Source organism: Cellulomonas terrae, assembly GCF_007990265.1.
Classification (GTDB): Bacteria; Actinomycetota; Actinomycetes; order Actinomycetales; family Cellulomonadaceae; genus Cellulomonas; species Cellulomonas terrae.
Genome location: NZ_BJWH01000024.1, coordinates 41,549 through 61,263 on the forward strand (window position 1 = coordinate 41,549; position 19,715 = coordinate 61,263).

Here is a 19,715-nt window from a genome sequence, read left to right on the forward strand (position 1 = left end):
TCGGTGGGGTGGTCGTGCGAGCGCGTCCGCGATCAGTCGACGAGGTCCGCGTACAGCACGGTCGACAGGTAGCGCTCACCGAACGACGGCACGATGGCGACGATCAGCTTGCCGGCGTTCTCGGGGCGCTGCGCCAGCTGCGTCGCGGCGTGCAGGGCGGCGCCGGACGAGATGCCGACCAGCAGGCCCTCCTCGGCGGCGGCGCGGCGGGCGACCTTCACGGCCGTCTCGGCGTCCACGTCGATGATCTCGTCGTAGACCGTCGTGTCGAGGATCTCGGGCACGAAGTTGGCGCCGATGCCCTGGATCTTGTGCGGGCCGGGAGCGCCACCGTTGAGGATCGGCGACTCCGCCGGCTCGACGCCGACGATCTTCACGCCGGGCTTGCGGGACTTGAGCACCTGGCCGACGCCGGTGATGGTGCCGCCGGTGCCGATGCCCGCGACGAGGATGTCGATCTCGCCGTCGGTGTCCGCCCAGATCTCCTCGGCGGTCGTCGTCCGGTGGATCTCCGGGTTGGCCTCGTTGGCGAACTGGCGGGCCAGGATGGCACCCGGGCGCTCGGCGACGATCTCGTCGGCACGGTTGACCGCGCCGCGCATGCCCTCGGAGCCCGGCGTGAGGATGAGCTCGGCGCCGAAGGCGCGCAGCAGGAGCTTGCGCTCCTTGGACATGGTCTCCGGCATCGTCAGGACGACGTTGTAGCCGCGGGCCGCACCGACGAACGCGAGCGCGATGCCCGTGTTGCCGCTGGTGGCCTCGACGATCGTGCCGCCGGGCTTGAGCTCGCCGGACGCCTCCGCGGCGTTGATGATCGCGACGCCGATCCGGTCCTTGACGGAGTTGGCCGGGTTGTAGAACTCCAGCTTCGCGACGACGGTGGCGGGGGCGCCGTCGGTGATCTTGTTGATGCGCACGAGCGGGGTGTTGCCGATGAGCGCGGTGGCGTCGTCGTAGATGCGTGCCATGGTTCCTCTTCGGTCGAGCTGCCGGCCGGCCGACAGCTGGTGGGGGACTGACTAGCGATGCGTTCTGGGGCTCCGGCGGAGCAGGTGCGCCGGGACGAGGAGGGATCAGCCGGGGTGCTGCCCGTCCGGGGCGGGGCGAGCGCTGGCGCAGGAGACGGCCCCTGGTTCAGGGGTCCTCGCGCGAAGGAGCAGCCAGCGCTCTACAGACAGCGACAACAGAGCGGCGCCACGCAGGCGCGGCGCAGGACGGCGGGGGCGGCAGGCTGCACGCGCATCGCTTCGTCCTCCGGGACCGGGTAGGTCAGACGTCGTGCGGGACACGACCGGCCACGACGCTAGCGTCAACGCGTACGCGCGCGCAAAGCATCCCCACCAGGCGGACGCTCCGCCGAGCCCGCCCGCGTCCAGCCACGCCCGGGCGCCCGCGCACCACGGCGGTCCGCGGGTCCAGGTCCTCCCGCCAGGCACGCCGGCCGACGTCGACCTGCGGCACCCGGCGTCATCACCGCGGTGCGACGACGTTCACCATCCAGTCCACGCCGAACTTGTCGGTGACCATGCCGAACGTGTCACCCCACGGCGCCTTCGCGAAGGGGACCGTGACCGTGCCGCCGGCGGAGAGCCCGTCCCAGTACCGCCGGAGCTCCGCCTCGTCCTCCCCGCTGAGCGAGACCGAGATGTTGCTCGTCTCCGCGCGCTCCTGCGTGTTGGGGGTGTCCGCGCCCATGAGGATCAGGCCACCGGGCGTCGAGAGGTTCGCGTGCATGAGCTTGTCCGCCTCCGCGGGGTCGTCGCTCACGTGGAACTCCGCGAACGTGCTCATGGTCAGCTCGCCGCCGAACACGGAGCGGTAGAACTCCATGGCCTGGCGGGCGTCGTCACGGAAGCTCAGGTACGGGTTCAGGTGCGTCGCCACGGCTGCTCTCCTTCGACGGGGATCCGATGCGACAACCTTGTCACCGGCCGCCTGCCCGCAACAGGATCGAGCGCTATGGACCGCCTCGAGGTCGCGCACCGTCGGCTCCACAACCACCGCCTGTCCGGCCCGCCGCTGCCGGACCCGGCGGCCGTCGTGCGCCACCTCGGCGCGTCGCAGGCGCAGGAGTACGCGATGGCGAAGTGGTCGCTCGGGCAGCGCAGCGCGGGTGCCGACGACGCCGCGGTCCAGGCGGCCCTCGACGCCGGGGCGATCCTGCGCACGCACGTCCTGCGCCCGACGTGGCACTTCGTGGCGCCCGAGGACCTCCGCTGGATGCTGGCGCTCACCGGACCGCGGGTGCGGCAGACGAGCCGCTACTACGAGCGACGGTCCGGGATCGACGACGACCTCGTCGACCGCGCGACCGCCGCGATGGGCGAGGCGCTCCAGGGTGGCCGGCACCTCACGCGCCCCGAGCTGCAGGACGCGCTCGCGCGGGCGGGGATCGAGGCGAGCGGCATCCGGCTGGCCTATCTCGTGATGGCGGCGGAGCTGGCTGCGGTGGTGGTCAGCGGCGTCCTGCGGGGCAAGCAGCGGACCTACGCGCTCGTCGACGAGCGGGTCCCGGCTGCGCCGACGCCCGACCCGGACGAGGCCCTGGCCGAGCTGACCCGCCGGTACTTCGTCAGCCACGGGCCGGCGACCGTGAAGGACTTCCGCTGGTGGTCGAGCCTGACGCTCACGCAGATCCGGCGCGGCCTCGCGATCGTGGGGGAGGACCTGACGTCCGCCGACGTGGACGGGCTCACCTACTGGTTCGCCCCGGCGGACGCTCCGGAGCGGGACCCGTCGCCCACGGTCCACGTCCTGCAGGGGTACGACGAGTACGGCGTCGCCTACACCGAGGGCCGGACGGCGGCGAACATCGCGGACCTGACCGTCGCGCCGGCCACCACCAACCAGGTGATCCAGCCGCTCGTGCTCGACAGCCAGGTGGTGGGCTGGTGGCGACGGGTGGTCGAGCGCGACGGGATCGTCGCGGAGCCGCACCTCGCGGTGCCCCTGGACGCTGCGCAGCGTGCCGCGGCGCGGGCCGCCTTCGACCGGCTCGGACGCTTCGCGGGGATGCCGGTCAGGCTCGAGTCAGGCTCGAGCTAGACGGATGACCAGATCCCGTGTATAGTTCAACTTTGGATCTCCCGGTCTGCGTGATGGTGTCAGCATCCCATCACGAAGGATCGGCCCGGACATGAAACGCGCCGCTACGAGAGCGGCAGACGGTCATGGTCCGGGTGGCTGATCTTCGACAGCCCCCAATGGCGCTGGGGGCGGTTCAAGCCGCGCGCAACAAGGACAAGCGGGCGCGGTGGGCGAAGGCCAACAGGTGCTGACGGACATGCGGCCCCGGTGCAGCCCGCGACGAGAGTCGCGGCGCAGCACCGGGGCCGTTGTCGTCCGCCTCGGGCCTTTCGGCCCTGCCGACGCCGGAGGGGTCGGACAAGACTCGTGCACATGCGCACCATGCACGCCGAGGGCTGGCTCCGACTCACCAGGAACGACCGCCGGCAGCACTTCTTCCGCGACGGCATGAGCGTCTGCGGCCGGTTCGTCACCCCCACGACCCGGTTCCCCGAGGACGACGGACCGGACCGCGGCGAGTGCCCCGGCTGCCGGCACATCTTCGACACCGAGGTCGGGCAGACCAGGTACTGACGCCGTGCGGGGCGAGCGGCAACCGGTCAGCCGTCGCCCACGGAGGCGCCGTGGACCCTCGGGTGACCCGCGGGTCAACCGCCCGGTCGGAGGAGGCGCAGGTCGGCCAGGTCGCCCCGGAACACGTTCATGTCGATGAAGGACTCCTCGCCGTCGTAGCCGTCGAGACGGTCCCGGTGGGAGTACTGCCAGAAGGTCCACTCCCGGCCGTCGGAGACGCGCGGCGGCAGGTACACCGCCCGGATCCAGAGGGGCGAGTCGCGGAAGTCCCCGGCGACGTAGCGGCTGTACGCGGCCTGCGTCGCGTAGATCACGGGGTCGACGCCGTAGTGCTCGCGCAGCGTCGCGACGAGGACGCGGAGCTCGGCACGGATCGTCTCCGGGTCGGGCGGGTCGTCGAAGAACTCGCCGTAGTGCTCGACGTCGACGGCGACCGGGAGCAGCCCGTCCTGCGCCGGCACGGTGGCGATGACGTGCTCCGCCTGCGCGCGGCCCGGGCTCTCGAAGCTGAAGAAGTGGTAGGCGCCGACGAGCACGCCGGCCTCCTGGGCGCCCCGCAGGTTCGTCTCGAACGTGTCGTCCACGAAGCCGGAGCCCTCGGTCGCCTTGACGTACGCGAAGTCGACGTCCTGTGCCGCGAGCCGCGGCCAGTCGACCGCGCCCTGGTAGGAGGACACGTCGACGCCGCGCACCTCGTACCGCGCCGCCGCCAGGCGGTTGGGCCAGAGCACCCCGCGCACGACGAGCACGGCGACGAGCGCCACGACGACGGTCGCCGCGGCGACCGCGACGACCGCCTTGCTGCGAGGGTGCACCCGGGCAGTCTGGCGGACCGACGGGCTCCGGTGTCGTCCGCGTCCAAGCGGGCGGTCGGACGACCCGGCACCGTGCCGGTCGCTCAGGCGGCCGGTGTCGTCGCTCCGTGACGAGGAGCCGGTCCGGTGGTGTCCCGCACCGTCAGGGACGTCGCCAGCTCGATGTGCCGCGACGGCGGGTGCTCCCCGGAGGACAGGGCGAGGACCGTCTGGACGGCCAGCCGCCCCATCCCGTCCAGGTCCTGGCGGACCGTGGTCAGGGCGGGCGTGGTCCAGGCGGCCTGCGGCGTGTCGTCGAAGCCCATGACGCTGAGCCGGCTCGGGACCTGCACGCCGAGCTCGTGGGCTGCGGCGAGCACACCGACGGCGATCTCGTCGTCGGCCGCCATGATCGCGGTCGGTGGCAGGGCCTGGGTGAGCAGGTCGCGGGCGTGCCGGACGCCCGCGTCGACGTCGAACCGGTCGCTCCGGACCAGCCGCGGGTCCAGCTCGATCCCGGCCGACTCCAGCGCCGCGCGGTACCCGTAGAAGCGGTCCCGGGCGGGGGCCGACGCGTCCGGGCCGCCGACCCAGGCGATGCGTCGGTGGCCGAGCGCGATCAGGTGGTCCGTCGCGGCGCGCGCGCCCGCCCAGTTGCTCGACCGGACGCTCGTCATCGGCCGGTGCCGGGCGTCGACGGGGTCGACCATGACGAACGGCAGCCCCGCGTCCGCGGCGGCGGCCAGCAGCGCGTCGGGCTCGGACAAGGTCAGGCCCACGATCCCGACCGCTCCGGCGGACCGCTGGTCGGCGACCCAGGCCTGGGCGGTGGCGCGCTGCGTGCGGGTCGCGCGGGCGGGGGCGAGGCGGGTGAGCAGGTCCAGGTGCGCGTCGGTGGCCGACGCGAGCACGCCCTGCAGCACGTTGAGGATGTAGGGCGACGCGGGGAGGTCGAAGACCACCGCGAGCGCGCGGCGCGACGTGCCCCGGACCGGCGACGTGCCGGTCCGGTACCCGAGCTCCTCGACGGCGGCCAGGACTCGTCCACGCGTGGTCGCCGCGACGTCGGAGCGACCGTTCAGCGCCTTGGAGGCAGTGGCCGGGGAGACTCCCGCGACCCGCGCGACGTCGGCCAGCGTGGGCTTGCGACGCTCGGTCATGGGAGCCGCTCCTCTCGAAACTCTTTCGCTCGCGCGGAAGGGTCTCACGGGCTGTTATCCGCCCGATCAGGCCGTTAGCCTAGTCCAGCCGACCAGCGATGGTCGAAACATTTCGAGATTGAGCGGAGCCCCTCATGTCTTCTGCCGCCGGGCCGACCACCCTCCGGGTCGACGGGCGGGCGCCGACCGAGTCAGACCTGCGGCACGTCTGGAACGAGTGCGTGGGCGCTGGGCGGGCGAACGAGGCGTTGCGCGCCGACTGGCAGGCCCACTTCCGTGAGGCGGTCGACGTGCTGGGGGCGCGGTTCGTGCGCTTCCACGGCGTCTTCCACGACGACATGTTCGTGTACCGGGTCAGTGACGGCGGCGGCTTCGGACCGAACCAGCCGCTGGCCGAGCACGTCTACACGTTCTCCTACGTCGACAAGGTGTTCGACGCCGTCCTCGCCGCGGGAGCCCGCCCCTTCGTGGAGCTCGGCTTCATGCCGCGTGAGCTGGCCACGCAGACGGAGACCGTCTTCTGGTGGAAGGCGCACGGCAGCCCGCCGCGGGACATGGCGCGCTGGGTGGAGCTGGTCACGACGACGGTGCGCCACTGGATCGAGCGGTACGGCCTCGAGGAGGTCCGCGAGTGGCGCTTCGAGGTGTGGAACGAGCCGAACCTCGTCCCGCACTTCTGGACCGGGACCCGGACGCAGTACTTCGAGCTGTACGAGGCGACCGCCCGGGCGGTCAAGGGCATCGACCCCGGGCTCCAGGTCGGGGGCCCGTCGACGAGCGTGTTCGTCCCCGACGCCCGGTACGCGGGGGAGACGCAGGACCGGTCGGCCGAGGTCGCCACCGCGGAGGCGGCCGACCCGGACGCGCTCGACTGGCAGCCCGTGTGGATCCACGAGTTCATCGACTGGTGCGCGACGCGCGACGTCCCGGTCGACTTCCTGTCGACGCACCTGTACCCGACGGACTTCGCGTTCGACGCCGGGGGACAGGGCCGGCCGATCCAGCGTCACGTCGACGCGACCCACGACGACCTGGTCGCGATGCGCGCGATCATCGACGCCAGCCCGTTCCCCGACGCGGAGCTGCACATCTCCGAGTGGTCCAGCTCGCCGTCGAGCCGGGACAGGATGCACGACACGCTCTTCGCTGCCGCGTACATCACGCGGGCGTTCCTGAAGGGCGCCGCCCTGGCGGACTCGATCTCCTACTGGACCTTCACCGACGTCTTCGAGGAGGGCGGGGCCGGCATCGGCCCCTTCCACGGCGGCTTCGGCCTGGTCAACGAGCAGGGCATCCACAAGCCGACGTTCCACGCGATGGCGATGCTGGCGCGGCTGGGCGACCGGCTCCTGCTCTCCACGCCGCACGGGGTGCTCACCCGCCGCAGCCGCGACGGTGCGCTCGCTGCGGTGTTCCTCAACTACCCGGACGACATGGGGACGAGGGCGATCGGCTCGGAGACCACCTACGAGGCGACGCGTCGGCTGAAGGACGTGGGGCCCACCCGGACCGTCCAGCACACCGTCGAGGGGCTGGCGCCGGGGACGCGGCTCACCCTCGAGGTCCTCGACTGGGACCACGGCAACGTCGCCGAGGCGTGGCACCAGCTCGGGGAGCCGCTGAACCTCACGCCGCAGCAGACCGACCGGCTGCGCGACGTCGCCGACGCGCTGCACCGCGAGACCCTCGTGGTCCCGGACACCGGCGTCCTCGAGCTCCGGGTGGACCTGCGCCCGTGGGCCGTGGCGTCGCTCGTCCAGGGTGGGTGAGCGTCAGCCCTTGACCGAGCCGAGCATCACGCCGGACACGAAGTGGCGCTGCACGAACGGGTAGACGCACAGGATCGGCAGGATCGCCAGGATCATCGTGACGGCCTGGATGTTCGCCGAGATGGCGGCCGACGTGGTCCCGGCAGCCGCCGCGCTCGCGGCCGTGGTCGTCGTCGCACCCGCGATGAGGTTGCGCAGGAACAGTGACAGCGGGAAGAGGTTGTCCTCGTCGAGGTAGAGGAACGCGGTGAACCAGTCGTTCCAGTAGGCGACCGAGTAGAACAGGATCATCGTGGCGACGACGGCCTTGGACAGCGGCAGCACGATCCGGGTGAAGATCGAGAACCACCCCAGGCCGTCGATCTGGGCGGCCTCCTCGAGCTCGCGGGGGATGTTCTCGAAGAACGACTTCATCACCAGGAGGTTGAACACCGACAACGCCCCGGGCAGGACGAGGGCCCACATGGTGTTCTTCATGCCGAGCGAGGAGATGAGGACGTAGTTGGGGATGATCCCGCCGTTGAAGAACATGGTGAAGACGGCGATCCCGATCAGCGCGTTGCGGCCGCGCAGGTGCGGCTTCGAGATCGCGTAGGCGAAGGTCGTCGTGAGCAGCATCGCGATGGCCGTGCCGACCACCGTGTACAGCACGGTGTTGCCGTAGCTCGTCCAGAACCTGTCGTCGCCGGCGACCACGCGGTACGTCTCGAGGTTGAAGCCGACGGGCACGGCGTTCACCAGGCCGGCCTTGATCGCTCCGGAGCTGGAGAACGACTGCGCGAGCAGCGTGACGAACGGATAGAGGATCAGCAGCGTGACGAGCACCAGGACGCTCGCGTTGAGCCAGGTGAAGAGGCGGTAGCCCGTCGAGTCGCGCGGGCCGACGGGCACGCCCGCTCGTTCGTCGACCACGGGCGTCAGGTCCGTGCTCACCACAGGCTTGCTCCCACCACTCGCCGCGAGATGAAGTTCGCGGACAGGACCATGACAAGACCGATGACGGCCTGGAACAGCCCGATGGCTGCCGCGTAGCTCAGGTTGTTGGACACGAGGCCCACCCGGTACAGGTAGGTCGAGATGACGTCGGCGGTCGAGTACGTCAGGGGCGTGTAGAGAAGCAGGACCTTCTCGAAGCCCACGTTGAGGAACAGGCCGATGTTGAGGATCAGCAGCGTGATCATCGTGGGCCGGATGCCCGGCAGGGTCACGTGCCACGTCTGCCGCCACCGGTTGGCGCCGTCGATGCGGGCCGCCTCGTAGAGCGAGCTGTCGACCGTCGTGAGGGCGGCGAGGTAGAGGATCGTGCCCCAGCCGACGGTCTGCCACGCCTCGGAGCCGACGTAGATCGCCCGGAACCACTCAGGTCGCTGCAGGAACGGGATCGCCTCACCGCCGAACCCCTCGACGATCTGGTTCACGGTGCCCTGCAGCGACGTCAGCTGCATGACCATGCCGGCCACGATCACGATCGACAGGAAGTGCGGCAGGTACGAGATCGACTGGACGGCGCCCTTGAACCACTTGGTGCGCACCTCGTTGAGCAGGAGCGCCAGGACGATCGGCAGCGGGAAGCAGACGAGGAGGGTCAGTGCGCCGAGGACCACCGTGTTGGTGAAGACGTGCCAGAACGTCGGGTCCTCGATGAACATGCGCACGTAGCGCAGCCCGACCCACTCCTCGCCGAAGATGCTGCCGCCCGGCCGGAACCGGCGGAACGCGATGACGTTCCCGACCATCGGCAGGTAGCGGAAGACCAGGAGGAACAGCAGCGGCAGGAGCGCCATGGCGTACAGCGCGCCGTCCCGCCGCAGAGCCAGGCGCCAGGGCACCTTCGCCGAGGTCCCGCGTGGGGGACGTGGCGGTCGTCGCACCGGGTCGACGACGTCGTCCGGTGCCGGTACCGGCGTCGTGACGATCCCGTCGGGGTCGTCGGCGAGGAGCACACGGTGTGCCCGATCGTGCGGGACGTCCATCTCTCACACCTTCCACGGCGTCCGGTGGGGCGGCGAGGCCGCCCCACCGGACGTGGGGCTCGGACCGGTCAGCCGTTGTCCTCGGCGTAGCGCTGGTGGGCGCCGTTGATCAGGTCCAGGTAGCCCTGCAGGTTCTGCGACTCCAGCTCACCGACGTAGGCGTCCCACTCGCTGAGCGGGCGCTCGCCGAGGATGAACCGCAGCGTGTTGGTGTCGACGGTGTCCTTGAGCGGTGTCGCCAGGAGCGAGGCCTGCTCGAGCTCGGCCTCGTCCAGGGGCGCGGGCGGGAACGGGTCGCGCGGTGTGCGCGTGGAGAGGACCGAGTCGATGTACTCGACGTACTGCGGCGCGTTGTACGACTCCTTGAGCGCCCGGGACTCGGTCGAGCCGGCCAGGACGTCGTTGGAGTAGCCGAGATCCTTGAGGATGTCCGTCTCCGCGTCCGGGTTGATGTTGAAGGCGTCCAGGGAGAACTCCGGCTTCAGCGTGTACTTCCCGTCGGCCTTCGTGTACGTCTCGCCCTCGACGCCCCAGCGCAGCAGGTCGCGAGCCTCGGGGCTGTAGTACAGCCAGTCGAGGAACTGCAGCATCGCGATGAAGTTCGGGTGGTTCTTGGCCTCGGACGTGAGCATGAAGCCGTTCCAGAAGTTGCGCGGCTCGACGACCTGACCGGCCTCGCCGCCCGGCGGGGCGATCTGCACGACCTCGTAGTTCCCCTTGCCGACGGTGGCGTCGAGCGCGGTGGAGAAGTCGTTGACGGTGCCGTTCGCACCGGACGCGGCGAAGACCTGCCCGGCGGCGAACTTCTCGGTGACCGTGCCGCTGCCGTCGTTCGCGGCGGTGAAGGACTCGGTGTCGAGCAGGCCGTCCTCGACCAGGCCGTGGAAGTACTCGACCATGTCCTTGTAGCCGTCGCTGGCGCCGGCGTAGATGAACTCGCCGCTGTCCTCGTCGTAGAACGTGCCGTTGCCGAAGCCCCAGCCCGCGACGGTGCCGAAGGCGTGCGCGGCGTAGTTGAGCATCGACGCGCCCTCGAAGCCGTCGGCCAGCGGGGTGCTGTCGGGGTACTTCGCCTTGATCTTCTCGAGGCCCTCGCGCAGGTCGTCCCAGGTCTCGGGGACCGGGGCGCCGACCTCGTCGAAGATGTCCTTGCGGATGAGGAGCGTGAACGTCGGGACGGAGACCTCCTGCAGGCCGGGCGTCATGTAGTACTTGCCGTCGGCCTGGCGCAGGTTGTCGACCATGTCGCCCAGGTCCCACTCCTGGACGTACTTGCGGAAGTTGGGCATGTGCTCCTCGTAGTCGCTCAGGGGGAGGACCGCCCCGGACGCCGCGAACTGCTGCTCGTCGCCCGTGTAGATGAGGGGGATGATGTCGGGCGCGTCACCCGAGCTGATGAGGAGGCTGCGCTTCTCGACGGCGTCGCTGAAGGGGATGTTCGTCAGGTCGAGGGAGACGTTGGTGCGCTCCTCGATCTCGTCGAAGACCTCCCACGTGTCCGTGATCGGGGTCTCCGGCCAGTCGGTCCAGAGCATCGAGAAGGTCACGGGCTCGGTCGCCTTGAAGGTCGTGTCCGCGGCGAAGCTGCTCATCGAGGCGGCGTCGTTCTCGCTCGTGTCGTCGTCGCCCGAGCTGCCGGAGCTGCACGCAGCCAGACCGATCAGGGCCGTGGCCGCGACGAGCGCCGTCGCGCGCTTGCGTCCGCGGTGGGACAGGCGTGGTGCCAGGTCAAGCTTCATGTCTCTCCTTTGAGAACGTCCCGGGCGTTGTCGCCCGAGCTCCATGCCGCCTTGAGGTGTGCGAGGGGGACACACCGGTCGCGAGTGCGATTTTAGCGTTAAAATAGGAGTATCCGCCGGCAGAGTCAACCCTCCGGCGACTGACGTGAACGGGGGACCGACTCAGTGCGCGGGGCGTTCCGACCGACCGGAGGGCGACGGCGCACCCCGGCGCCCGGCCGGCGACTCGCCGTCCCGACGACGACGTCCGGACGGTTCCGGCGAAGCCCGTTTTAACGATATTGTCTGCGAACTCGCGCAGCGGCGGTCAGGATGGTCGGGGCCTCGCGGGGTCTGGGGCCTGACACAATCCCCGCAGGAGGATGCCGATGGTGACGATGTCTGACGTCGCGCGTGAGGCGGGCGTCTCGGTCATGACCGTGTCGAACGTGCTCAACGAACGACTCCCCGTGGGTGCGCCGACCCGCGCCCGCGTCCTGGCCGCCGTGGAGGCGCTCGGGTACGAGGTGAACCTGACCGCCCGGCACCTGCGGGCGGGGAGGACCGACACGGTCGCGCTCATCGTGCCCAGCTTCCACGACTACTTCGGCGAGGTCGCGGACCAGATCGCCCCCCTGGTCGAGGCCCACGGACGCCATCTCGTCCTGGAGCGGACGAGCGCCAGCGCGCAGCACGAGATGGAAGCCGTCAGCGTGGCCCGGCTCCAGCTCTACGACGGTGTCCTGCTCTCCGTGGCCGGGCTCGACCCCGAGCAGCTGAGCCGCGTCCGGACGTCGAAGCCGATCGTGCTCCTGGGGGAGCGCGACGTGCCCGACCACTTCGACCACGTGCGGCTCGCGAACGAGGAGGGGGCGCGGCTGGCGACCGCGCACATGATCGAGCGCGGCTCGCGCCGCATCCTGGCACTGGGCTGCACGCTCGACCGGACCCACATGATGACCTCGGACCGCCGGGTCGGCTGGGAGGTCGCTCACCGCGACGCCGGCCTCCCCGTCGACGACCGGTACGTCGTGCCGATCGCGACCTACTCCTCGGAGACCGCCCGCAGCACCCTCCTCGACGTCATCGCGTCGGGGCTGCCGTTCGACGGCATCTTCGCCGCGACGGACGTCATCGCGCTCGGCGCGGTGGCGGCCCTGGCCTCTCGCGGGCTGCGCGTGCCCGACGACGTCCAGCTCGCGGGGTTCGACAACCTCGAGGTGTCGAGCTTCGTCCCCCCGGGGATCACGTCCGTGGACCCGAACCACCGGGGCGTCGCCCAGCACGCCGTCGGCCTGCTGCACCGCCGGATGGCGGGCGGGGACGGCCCCGCGGAGCACGTCGTCGCGCCGGTCAGCCTCGTGGTGCGGGGCTCGACCCGGGGGGGTCGGTAGCCAGGCACACCCTCGTCGCCCGGCGACGCTGCCGTGCGACACCACCGGTCGCCTTCCTGGGACCTGCACGTCTGCATCCCGCTTCGAGAGGAACACCGTGAGCACCACCCCCACCGCCGTCATCGACCTGGACCTGCCGGGCGCGACGATCTCCCGGCACGTCTACGGGCACTTCGCCGAGCACCTGGGCCGGTGCATCTACGGGGGGTTCTGGGTCGGCGAGGACTCCGCGGAGCCGAACGTCCGGGGCATCCGCTCCGACGTCGTGGAGGCCCTGCGCGCGATCTCCATCCCGAGCCTGCGGTGGCCGGGCGGCTGCTTCGCCGACGACTACCACTGGCGCGACGGGATCGGCCCGCGTGAGGCGCGGCCCCGAATGGTGAACTCGCACTGGGGCGACGTGGTGGAGGACAACGCGTTCGGCACGCACGAGTTCATGGACCTGTGCGAGCTGCTCGGTGCCGACGCCTACGTGTCCGCGAACATCGGCTCGGGCACGGTGCGGGAGATGAGCGAGTGGGTCGAGTACCTGACCCGCGCGGACGACTCGCCGATGGCCGCCCTCCGGCGGGCGAACGGACGGCAGGAGCCGTGGCGCGTGCCGTTCTGGGGGCTCGGCAACGAGGCCTGGGGCTGCGGCGGGAACCTGCGCGTCGAGCAGTTCGCCTCGCTCGCCCGCCAGTACGCGACCTACGCGCGCAACCAGGGCGGCAACACGCTCACGAGGATCGCGGCCGGGGCCGCCGACGCGGACTACCACTGGACCGAGACGCTGATGCGGTCGCTGGGAGACCTCGCCGCCGACCCGGCCACCCCCGCGGGGCCGTTCCAGGCCGTGTCCCTGCACTACTACACGATGAGCGGCCCGTGGGCCGACAAGGGCGACGCGACGGAGTTCACGACCGACGAGTGGTACCTGACGATGGCGCGTGCGCGCTACATGGACGAGCTGCTGACCCGGCACGCCACGGTCATGGACCGTCACGACCCGCACCGCAAGGTCGGGCTCGTCGTGGACGAGTGGGGCACGTGGTGGAACGTCGAGAAGGGCACGAACCCCGGGTTCCTGTACCAGCAGAACAGCCTCCGCGACGCCCTCGTCGCCGCGCTCCACTTCGACGCCTTCCACGACCATGCCGACCGGGTGGTGATGGCGAACATCGCCCAGACCGTCAACGTGCTGCAGGCGATGATCCTCACCGACCCGGACACCGGCGCCCTCGTCCTCACCCCGACGTACCACGTGTTCGCGATGAACGTCGGCCACCACGACGCCGGCGCCCTCACCGTGCACCTGCGCGACGTGCCGACGCGTCGGGTCGAGGGAGCCGCCGAGCTGACGCTGGTCTCCGCGTCCGCCTCCGTCAAGGACGACTCCGCTCTGGTGTCGCTGTCGAACCTGGACACCGACGCCCCGTGCACGCTCGTCCTGGACCTGCGGGGCCGCGACGTCGTCGGGCACACCGCACGCGTGCTCACGGCGCCCACGCTCCACGCGCACAACACCCCGGAGCAGCGCGACGCGGTGGCGCCGGCGGCCCACGCCGGGGTGCGGCCCCACCCGCGCGGCCTGGAGGTCGACCTGCCGGCGCACTCGTACGTGACGGTCGCGCTCGAGCTGGCCTGACCGGTCAGCGGCGCAGCGCGTACGCGACGCCGTCGGTGAGGGACAGCCCGGCCCCGCGAGCGAGCGCCGCGGCGAGCGCGTCCGGGCCGAGGGCGGCGGCCACCTCGGCGAGCGACGCGTCGTGCTGCTCGCGCTCGTCGGGGGGCCACTGGCCGCCCGCGCGCCGGAGCATCTCCGCCGCCGCGCCGAGCAGGGTGGCCGCGCGCTCGTGGTCGCCCGCGGCCGCGGTCACCGCGGCGAGGCCGTTGACGGTCCAGGCGATCATCATCTCCTCGCCGCGGGACGCGCTGACCTGCAGCGCCTCCAGGGAGAGCTGCTCGGCGCGCTCCAGGTTGCCGAGGCGTCGCTCGACCATGCTGAGGTTGGCTGACTCCGTCCAGACGACGAACTCGTCGCCCGACGTCCGACCCATCGCCAGCCGCGCTGACATGGCCTCGCGCGCCCCCTCCAGGTCACCCGACATCTGCAGCGCCACGCCCAGCACGTGCAGGGTGCTCGACCGCCCGGGGTCGCTGTCCGGACGTCCCTCGGTGACCGCCAGCGCCTGACGCAGCAGACGCACGGCGGCGTCCACGTCCGTGCTCAGCGCCACGCGCGCGGAGCCGGCGAGGGCGAGCGCCTGGAGCGAGCGGTCTCCGGCGGTCTCGGCCAGCGCGAGGGCACTGCGGAACCGCTGTTCGGCGACCTCGTACCGACCGGCGAAGAAGACGAGGTAGCCGTGGTCGTAGAGTGCCCGCGCCGAGGCGTCGCCGGTTCCCAGGGCCCGCTCGAACCAGGTGTCGCCGTCGTCGATCCGCGCCGACGCGATCCAGAACGGCACGAGCGCCGACGCCAGCCGGTAGGCCGCGTCCCTCTGCCCGACGGCCAGGTGCCAGTCGATCGCCTCGAGCAGCTCGGGGTAGCGGTCCTCCACCTGACGGTTCGCGAGCGGATCCTGGCGTCGAGCACGCGCCCGCGCGTCCTCGGCGACCTCCAGCAGAGCGGCGGCAGCGGCGGCGTCCACGATCGGAGCCTAGGAGCGCGCGGAACCGGGCGCCATCGTCGCTGCCCGTCAGGGAGCGAGCTCGTCGAGGAGCGTGGGTAGCTCGTCCGGGAGCTCGCGTGCGAGGTAGCCGAGGCGGCCGACGCGGGTGGCGAGCCGGTCGCCGGCTGCCGCGTGCAGGTGGGTCGCCCAGCACGCCGCCTGCGCGAGGTCGGCTCCTCGGGCCAGGATCCCGACGAGCGACCCCGCCAGGACGTCACCGCTGCCGGAGGTGGCGAGGCCCGGCATGCCGGTCGACACCTCCCACCGACGTCCGTCCGGCGCAGCGACCTGGCCCTGGCAGGAGACGACCGCGTCGTACCTCGTGGCGATGCGCGCGCACGTCCGGTCGTCGATCTCGTCGACGCCGAGCAGGAGCGCGGCCTCCTTCGGGTTGGGCGTCAGGACCAGTCGTCCCGCGAGCCGTCCGGCGACCTCGGGGACCCGGGGGAGGACCCCCAGGGCGTAGGCGTCGAGCAGCACGGGGACCTTGCGGGGAGCCGTGTCGCTGAGTGCATCGAGCAGGGCGATCGTCCGTTCGGGATCGTCGAGGCCGGGGCCGACGAGCACGGCGTCGGCGGTCGCAAGGGCGTCCTCGACCCCGTCGATCCCCGTGCCGTCCGGGGAGCCGTCCTCGGTCTCCGGCAGCCCGAGCACCCCGGCCTCCGGGACCGCGACCGCCAACGGGACGGCGACCGAGCGCGCCACCGCCAGGGTGAGCCTCCCCGCGCCGACCCGCAGCGCCGTGACGCCGGCGAGGAGCGCGGCGCCGGGTGTGGCACGGGACCCGCCGACGACCACCACCTGTCCGCGGCCGTACTTCGACGTGGCGTCCGCCGGCAGGGGCCAGTCGCGCAGCAGCGCGGGGGTGAGGGGCTCAGTGCGGGAAGGCATCGCGATCCCCTGCGTGCGTGGTCACCGGGGCGCCCTCGCGCTCGAGGTGGTCGTCCTCGTTGAACGCCGCGAGCGTCCAGGGCGCACCCGCCGACGTCCGCACGAGCCGGGTGACGGCGGCATTGCGCACCGGGGTGCGACGCGCGAGGTCGAGCACCTCCTCCTCCACCAGCGACTCACAGACGTAGCGGATGGTCATGATGACGGCGTCGTGCGCCACGACCAGCACCCGCCGTCCGCTCTCCGCACGGTCCAGGTCCGCGAGGAACGCACGCACGCGCAACGCGAGGTCCGCCCACGACTCCCCGCCCGGGGGGCGGTAGTAGAACTTGCCGAGGTGGCGTCGACGGGCAGCCTCGGCCGGGTACCGGGCGTCGACGCCGGTCGTGGTGAGCAGGTCCAGGATCCCCAGCTCCCGGTCGCGCAGCCGCTCGTCGAGGCGGAGAGCCAGCGTCGAGCCCGCGGCCTGCGTCGCGATCGTCGCCGTCTGCACCGCCCGCGCGTACGGGGAGCACCACACGACCTCGGGGGTGGTGCCGTCGGGCTGGTCGCGCAGCCATGCCCCCAGCGCCTCAGCCTGCTCCGCACCCCGCGAGGACAGAGGCGTGTCGGCGTCGCGGGTCTCCAGGTCGATGACCTCGAGCCCTGCGCGCTCGGCCTCGGCCGCGGCGACGTTGCCGACGCTCTCGCCGTGCCGGACGAGCATGAGGTGGGCGACGCCCGCGACCTCTGCGGTCGTCTCGGTGCTCACGCCGGGTCAGCGCCGGTGGGGTCCGTCGGGTAGATGCGGCGCGCCGGGACGTCCTGGTTGTCGCCCTGGACCGGCTGCCCCTCCTCGGGCGTGGTGTCGGGCAGAGGCGTGACGTCGTCCGGGTTCGTCGGGGTCTCGGTCATGCGCGATCCACTCCTCCATGCTGGCCCGCTTCGCGGCGGGGTGAGGCATGGCCGTTTCTGGACCTCAGGCCAGCGTAGGGAGGCTCGGCGGTGCGCGCGACAGCACCGCTGACGCCGGCGTCGGCGTCGAGCTGTGGTGTCCCGGGGGGTGCACCCGGTTCAGGACCCGCCGCCCCGCGGCCTCCTCCGCAGTGCCCGGACGCTCTGGGAACGCCAGAGCGCACGGAGATCGGCGAGCACGCCCGCGAGCCGGCGCCGCCTCACGCGGACGCGAACGGGTCGAGGACGACCTTGATGCAGCCGTCGTGCTTCTTCTGGAACATCTCGTAGGCCGCCGGCGCGTCCTGCAGCCCGAGCCGGTGCGTGCGCAGGTCCAGGACACCGAGGGGGTCGGAGTAGTCGGCCACGAGCGGGAGCAGGTCGTCGACCCACCGGCGGACGTTGGCCTGACCCATGCGCAGCGTCAGCTGCTTGTCGAACATGTCCATCATCGGCAGCGGGTCCACGGCGCCGCCGTACACCCCGGAGACCGAGACGGTCCCGCCGCGTCGCGTGATGTCGATGGCGGAGCGCAGGGCGTCGAGCCGGTCGATGCCGGCCTTCTCGATGAGCGGCTTCGCGATCACGTCGGGGAGCAGCGTCGCGGCGCGCTGCCCGAGCGAGGCGACCGGGGACCCGTGGGCCTCCATGCCGACCGCGTCGATGGCGGCGTCCACCCCGCGACCCTCGGTGAGGGCCTGCACGGCGCCGGTGAGGTCGTCGGTGCCGCTCAGGTCGACGACGTCGATCCCGTGCCGACGGGCCATCTCCAGACGCTCGGGGACGCGGTCGATCCCGATCACGCGGGACGCCCCACGGTGGACGGCGATGCGGGCGGCCATCTGCCCGATGGGCCCCAGGCCCAGCACGGCGACCGTGCCTCCCGGCGGGACCTCGGCGTACTCCACCGCCTGCCAGGCGGTGGGCAGGACGTCGGACAGGAAGAGGTACCGCTCGTCCGGGCTCCCGTCGTCCGGCACCACGACCGGACCGAACTGCGCCTGCGGGACGCGCAGGTACTGCGCCTGACCGCCGGGCACCTGGCCGTACAGCTTGGTGTACCCGAAGAGGGCAGCACCCTTGCCCTGGTCCCGCACCTGCGTCGTCTCGCACTGCGAGTGCAGGCCGCGGCTGCACATCCAGCACGTGCCGCAGGCGATCCCGAACGGGACCACGACCCGGTCGCCCACGCGCAGCGACCCGGCCGCCGAGCCCACCTCCTCGACGACGCCCATCGCCTCGTGGCCGAGGATGTCGCCGGCGTCCAGGTAGGCGCCGAGCACGGAGTACAGGTGCAGGTCCGAGCCGCAGATCGCGGTCGACGTGACGCGGACGATCGCTCGGTCGGCTCCTGGATGACGGGGTCGGGGACCTGCTCCACGCTGACCTTCTCGCGGCCCTGCCAGGTCAGTGCCTTCATGGGATCTCCTCGTCGAGGACGTGCGGCCGCGCAGTGACATGGCGCAGGCGCGGTGTCGTGCTCGGCCTGCCGTCGAGGGGGTGTCGCGCGTGCGCCGCGAGGGGTCGGCGCCGCTTGCTCCGCGCCGACCTGACGCTAACTCCGCGACCGCTACGGCCGCACGCCGAGTCAGGGCAGCGACCACCAGCGGTGCTGCTCGTCGTCCGGTGCGCAGCCGATCCTTCCTTGCGTCCGCGAGCGGCCCCGTCTCGCCGCAGTCCCGGATCTCCGGCCGACGACGGTCTGTCCGGGATGCCCGAGTTGTCATCCGGTCCTACCCTGCGCGGAGGCGGTCGCCCCGGCCGCCTCATCCCTCAGGGAGGCATTGTGCGCAAGATCCTCCTGGCGCTCACAGCGCTGCTCGGCCTGCTCCTCGCGTCGGCGTCACCCGCTGCCGCGATCACGGGCAACTACGTCAAGGACGTCGAGCACCCGTACGTCGGCCTGCTCACGACCTTCGACGCGGACGGCGAGTTCGCGGGCCGGTGCTCCGGCTCGCTGCTCACCCCGACCGTGTTCCTGACGGCCGGCCACTGCACCGAGGACGTCGCGACCGCTGTCGTGTACTTCCAGCAGGACGCCGGTGTGAACTACGACCCCGAGACCGAGCTCGACCCGATCACCGGCTACCCCGAGTTCTGCGCCGGCGACACCCTCGGCGTCGTGTGCGCGACGTCCGACGAGACGTACAACTGGGGTTTCGACGACTTCGTGGGCTTCCCCGACACCAAGGACCTCGGGCTCGTGATCCTCGACCAGCCGATCGCCCTGGCCGAGTACGGCTCGCTGGCCGCGGTCGGTTCGCTCGACAGCCTTGCGACGGCGCAGGGCACCAAGGACGTGACCTTCACGGCGAGCGGGTACGGCCTGTCCTACAGCAGCCCGGTCGCGGTCGTGTCGTTCCGGGAGCGGCTGATGGCGTCCGCCCGCCTGACGAACCTGACCAGCAACAACACCGGCGGGTTCAACCTCCAGACCACCGGCAACGGCAAGGGGAAGGGCGGCACGTGCTCCGGTGACTCCGGCGGGCCGGTGTTCTACGGCGGGTACACGTCGAACACCATCGTGGCCGTGACGTCGTTCGGGCTGAACTCGTACTGCCGCGGCACCGACTTCGGCTACCGCGTCGACACGCAGGCGGCGCAGGACTGGATCCGGTCCGTCGTCGGTGACGACGAGTACGCCACGATCGACGTCGTCGCGATCTGACGGGACGTCGCGGCCCCCTCCAGCGTCGGAGGGGGCCGCGACGACCACGGCCACCTGCCCGCGTACCGGACCTCACTCACAGCTGCAACGGGTCGGCGGTGACGTCGCCGATCGAGACGTCCACGACGACCCGGTCCACAGGCGGGGCACCGGTGCCCAGCGTT

General features: G+C 71.7%; 17 protein-coding genes and 1 pseudogene. 6 read left to right on the forward strand and 12 right to left on the reverse strand.

Going from position 1 to position 19,715, the window contains the following annotated elements; all coding sequences use genetic code 11:
* Positions 1-32 precede the first annotated feature (32 nt).
* Both cysK and CTE05_RS17455 read right to left on the reverse strand, forming a co-directional pair.
* Positions 33-968 (reverse strand): cysteine synthase A, encoded by a 936-nt coding sequence (gene cysK / locus CTE05_RS17450; protein WP_146847573.1) that lies wholly within the window; start codon positions 966-968, stop codon positions 33-35.
* Positions 969-1,470: 502 nt separating this feature from the next.
* Entirely contained in the window at positions 1,471-1,884 is a 414-nt protein-coding gene (locus CTE05_RS17455; RefSeq protein ID WP_146847574.1) for a VOC family protein, read from the reverse strand.
* Positions 1,885-1,959: 75 nt separating this feature from the next.
* Between CTE05_RS17455 and CTE05_RS17460 the strand changes: the two genes are divergently transcribed.
* Entirely contained in the window at positions 1,960-3,045 is a 1,086-nt protein-coding gene (locus CTE05_RS17460) for a winged helix DNA-binding domain-containing protein (protein ID WP_146847575.1), read from the forward strand.
* A gap of 354 nt (positions 3,046-3,399) precedes the next feature.
* Positions 3,400-3,600, forward strand: coding sequence for a hypothetical protein (locus CTE05_RS17465; protein WP_146847576.1), 201 nt, complete (start codon positions 3,400-3,402; stop codon positions 3,598-3,600).
* Between the two features lie 74 nt (positions 3,601-3,674).
* Here the strand turns inward: CTE05_RS17465 and CTE05_RS17470 are convergent, their stop codons facing one another.
* The gene (locus CTE05_RS17470; protein WP_146847577.1) at positions 3,675-4,415 is read right to left on the reverse strand and encodes a glycoside hydrolase family 25 protein; all 741 of its coding nucleotides are present in this window, start codon (positions 4,413-4,415) and stop codon (positions 3,675-3,677) included.
* A gap of 83 nt (positions 4,416-4,498) precedes the next feature.
* On the reverse strand, positions 4,499-5,554 hold the full coding sequence (locus CTE05_RS17475) for a LacI family DNA-binding transcriptional regulator (protein WP_146847578.1): 1,056 nt from the start codon (positions 5,552-5,554) through the stop codon (positions 4,499-4,501).
* A gap of 134 nt (positions 5,555-5,688) precedes the next feature.
* Between CTE05_RS17475 and CTE05_RS17480 the strand changes: the two genes are divergently transcribed.
* Positions 5,689-7,323 carry a GH39 family glycosyl hydrolase gene (locus CTE05_RS17480; protein ID WP_146847579.1) on the forward strand — a complete coding sequence of 545 codons (1,635 nt, stop codon included), beginning with the start codon at positions 5,689-5,691 and terminating at the stop codon, positions 7,321-7,323.
* Positions 7,324-7,326: 3 nt separating this feature from the next.
* Here the strand turns inward: CTE05_RS17480 and CTE05_RS17485 are convergent, their stop codons facing one another.
* The 3 genes from CTE05_RS17485 to CTE05_RS17495 form a co-directional block, all read right to left on the reverse strand.
* Positions 7,327-8,259 (reverse strand): carbohydrate ABC transporter permease, encoded by a 933-nt coding sequence (locus tag CTE05_RS17485; RefSeq protein ID WP_146847580.1) that lies wholly within the window; start codon positions 8,257-8,259, stop codon positions 7,327-7,329.
* On the reverse strand, positions 8,253-9,296 hold the full coding sequence (locus CTE05_RS17490) for an ABC transporter permease (protein ID WP_146847581.1): 1,044 nt from the start codon (positions 9,294-9,296) through the stop codon (positions 8,253-8,255). Before CTE05_RS17490 ends, CTE05_RS17485 begins: the two co-directional genes overlap by 7 nt.
* Positions 9,297-9,364: 68 nt before the next feature.
* Positions 9,365-11,035: an ABC transporter substrate-binding protein gene (locus tag CTE05_RS17495; protein WP_146847582.1), complete on the reverse strand. Its 1,671-nt coding sequence runs from the start codon at positions 11,033-11,035 to the stop codon at positions 9,365-9,367.
* A gap of 368 nt (positions 11,036-11,403) precedes the next feature.
* Between CTE05_RS17495 and CTE05_RS17500 the strand changes: the two genes are divergently transcribed.
* Positions 11,404-12,408 (forward strand): LacI family DNA-binding transcriptional regulator, encoded by a 1,005-nt coding sequence (locus CTE05_RS17500; RefSeq protein ID WP_146847583.1) that lies wholly within the window; start codon positions 11,404-11,406, stop codon positions 12,406-12,408.
* Positions 12,409-12,505: 97 nt separating this feature from the next.
* The gene (locus tag CTE05_RS17505) at positions 12,506-14,035 is read left to right on the forward strand and encodes an alpha-N-arabinofuranosidase (protein ID WP_186814921.1); all 1,530 of its coding nucleotides are present in this window, start codon (positions 12,506-12,508) and stop codon (positions 14,033-14,035) included.
* Positions 14,036-14,039: 4 nt separating this feature from the next.
* Here the strand turns inward: CTE05_RS17505 and CTE05_RS17510 are convergent, their stop codons facing one another.
* From CTE05_RS17510 to CTE05_RS17525, 5 genes and pseudogenes are all read right to left on the reverse strand, one after another.
* Positions 14,040-15,038, reverse strand: a complete 999-nt coding sequence (locus CTE05_RS17510; RefSeq protein WP_146847585.1) for a tetratricopeptide repeat protein — start codon at positions 15,036-15,038, stop codon at positions 14,040-14,042.
* 48 nt (positions 15,039-15,086) lie between these two features.
* Positions 15,087-15,950, reverse strand: coding sequence for an NAD(P)H-hydrate dehydratase (locus CTE05_RS17515; protein WP_146847586.1), 864 nt, complete (start codon positions 15,948-15,950; stop codon positions 15,087-15,089).
* Positions 15,934-16,656, reverse strand: a complete 723-nt coding sequence (locus CTE05_RS17520) for a histidine phosphatase family protein (RefSeq protein WP_146847594.1) — start codon at positions 16,654-16,656, stop codon at positions 15,934-15,936. The genes CTE05_RS17515 and CTE05_RS17520 overlap by 17 nt, the downstream gene beginning before the upstream one ends.
* A 41-nt stretch (positions 16,657-16,697) precedes the next feature.
* The gene (locus CTE05_RS20390) at positions 16,698-16,844 is read right to left on the reverse strand and encodes a hypothetical protein (RefSeq protein WP_186814922.1); all 147 of its coding nucleotides are present in this window, start codon (positions 16,842-16,844) and stop codon (positions 16,698-16,700) included.
* A gap of 260 nt (positions 16,845-17,104) precedes the next feature.
* A pseudogene (locus tag CTE05_RS17525) lies at positions 17,105-18,303 on the reverse strand (zinc-dependent alcohol dehydrogenase).
* A 366-nt stretch (positions 18,304-18,669) separates the two neighbouring features.
* Between CTE05_RS17525 and CTE05_RS17530 the strand changes: the two are divergent.
* Positions 18,670-19,551: a trypsin-like serine protease gene (locus CTE05_RS17530; protein ID WP_186814923.1), complete on the forward strand. Its 882-nt coding sequence runs from the start codon at positions 18,670-18,672 to the stop codon at positions 19,549-19,551.
* Positions 19,552-19,715: the final 164 nt, after the last annotated feature.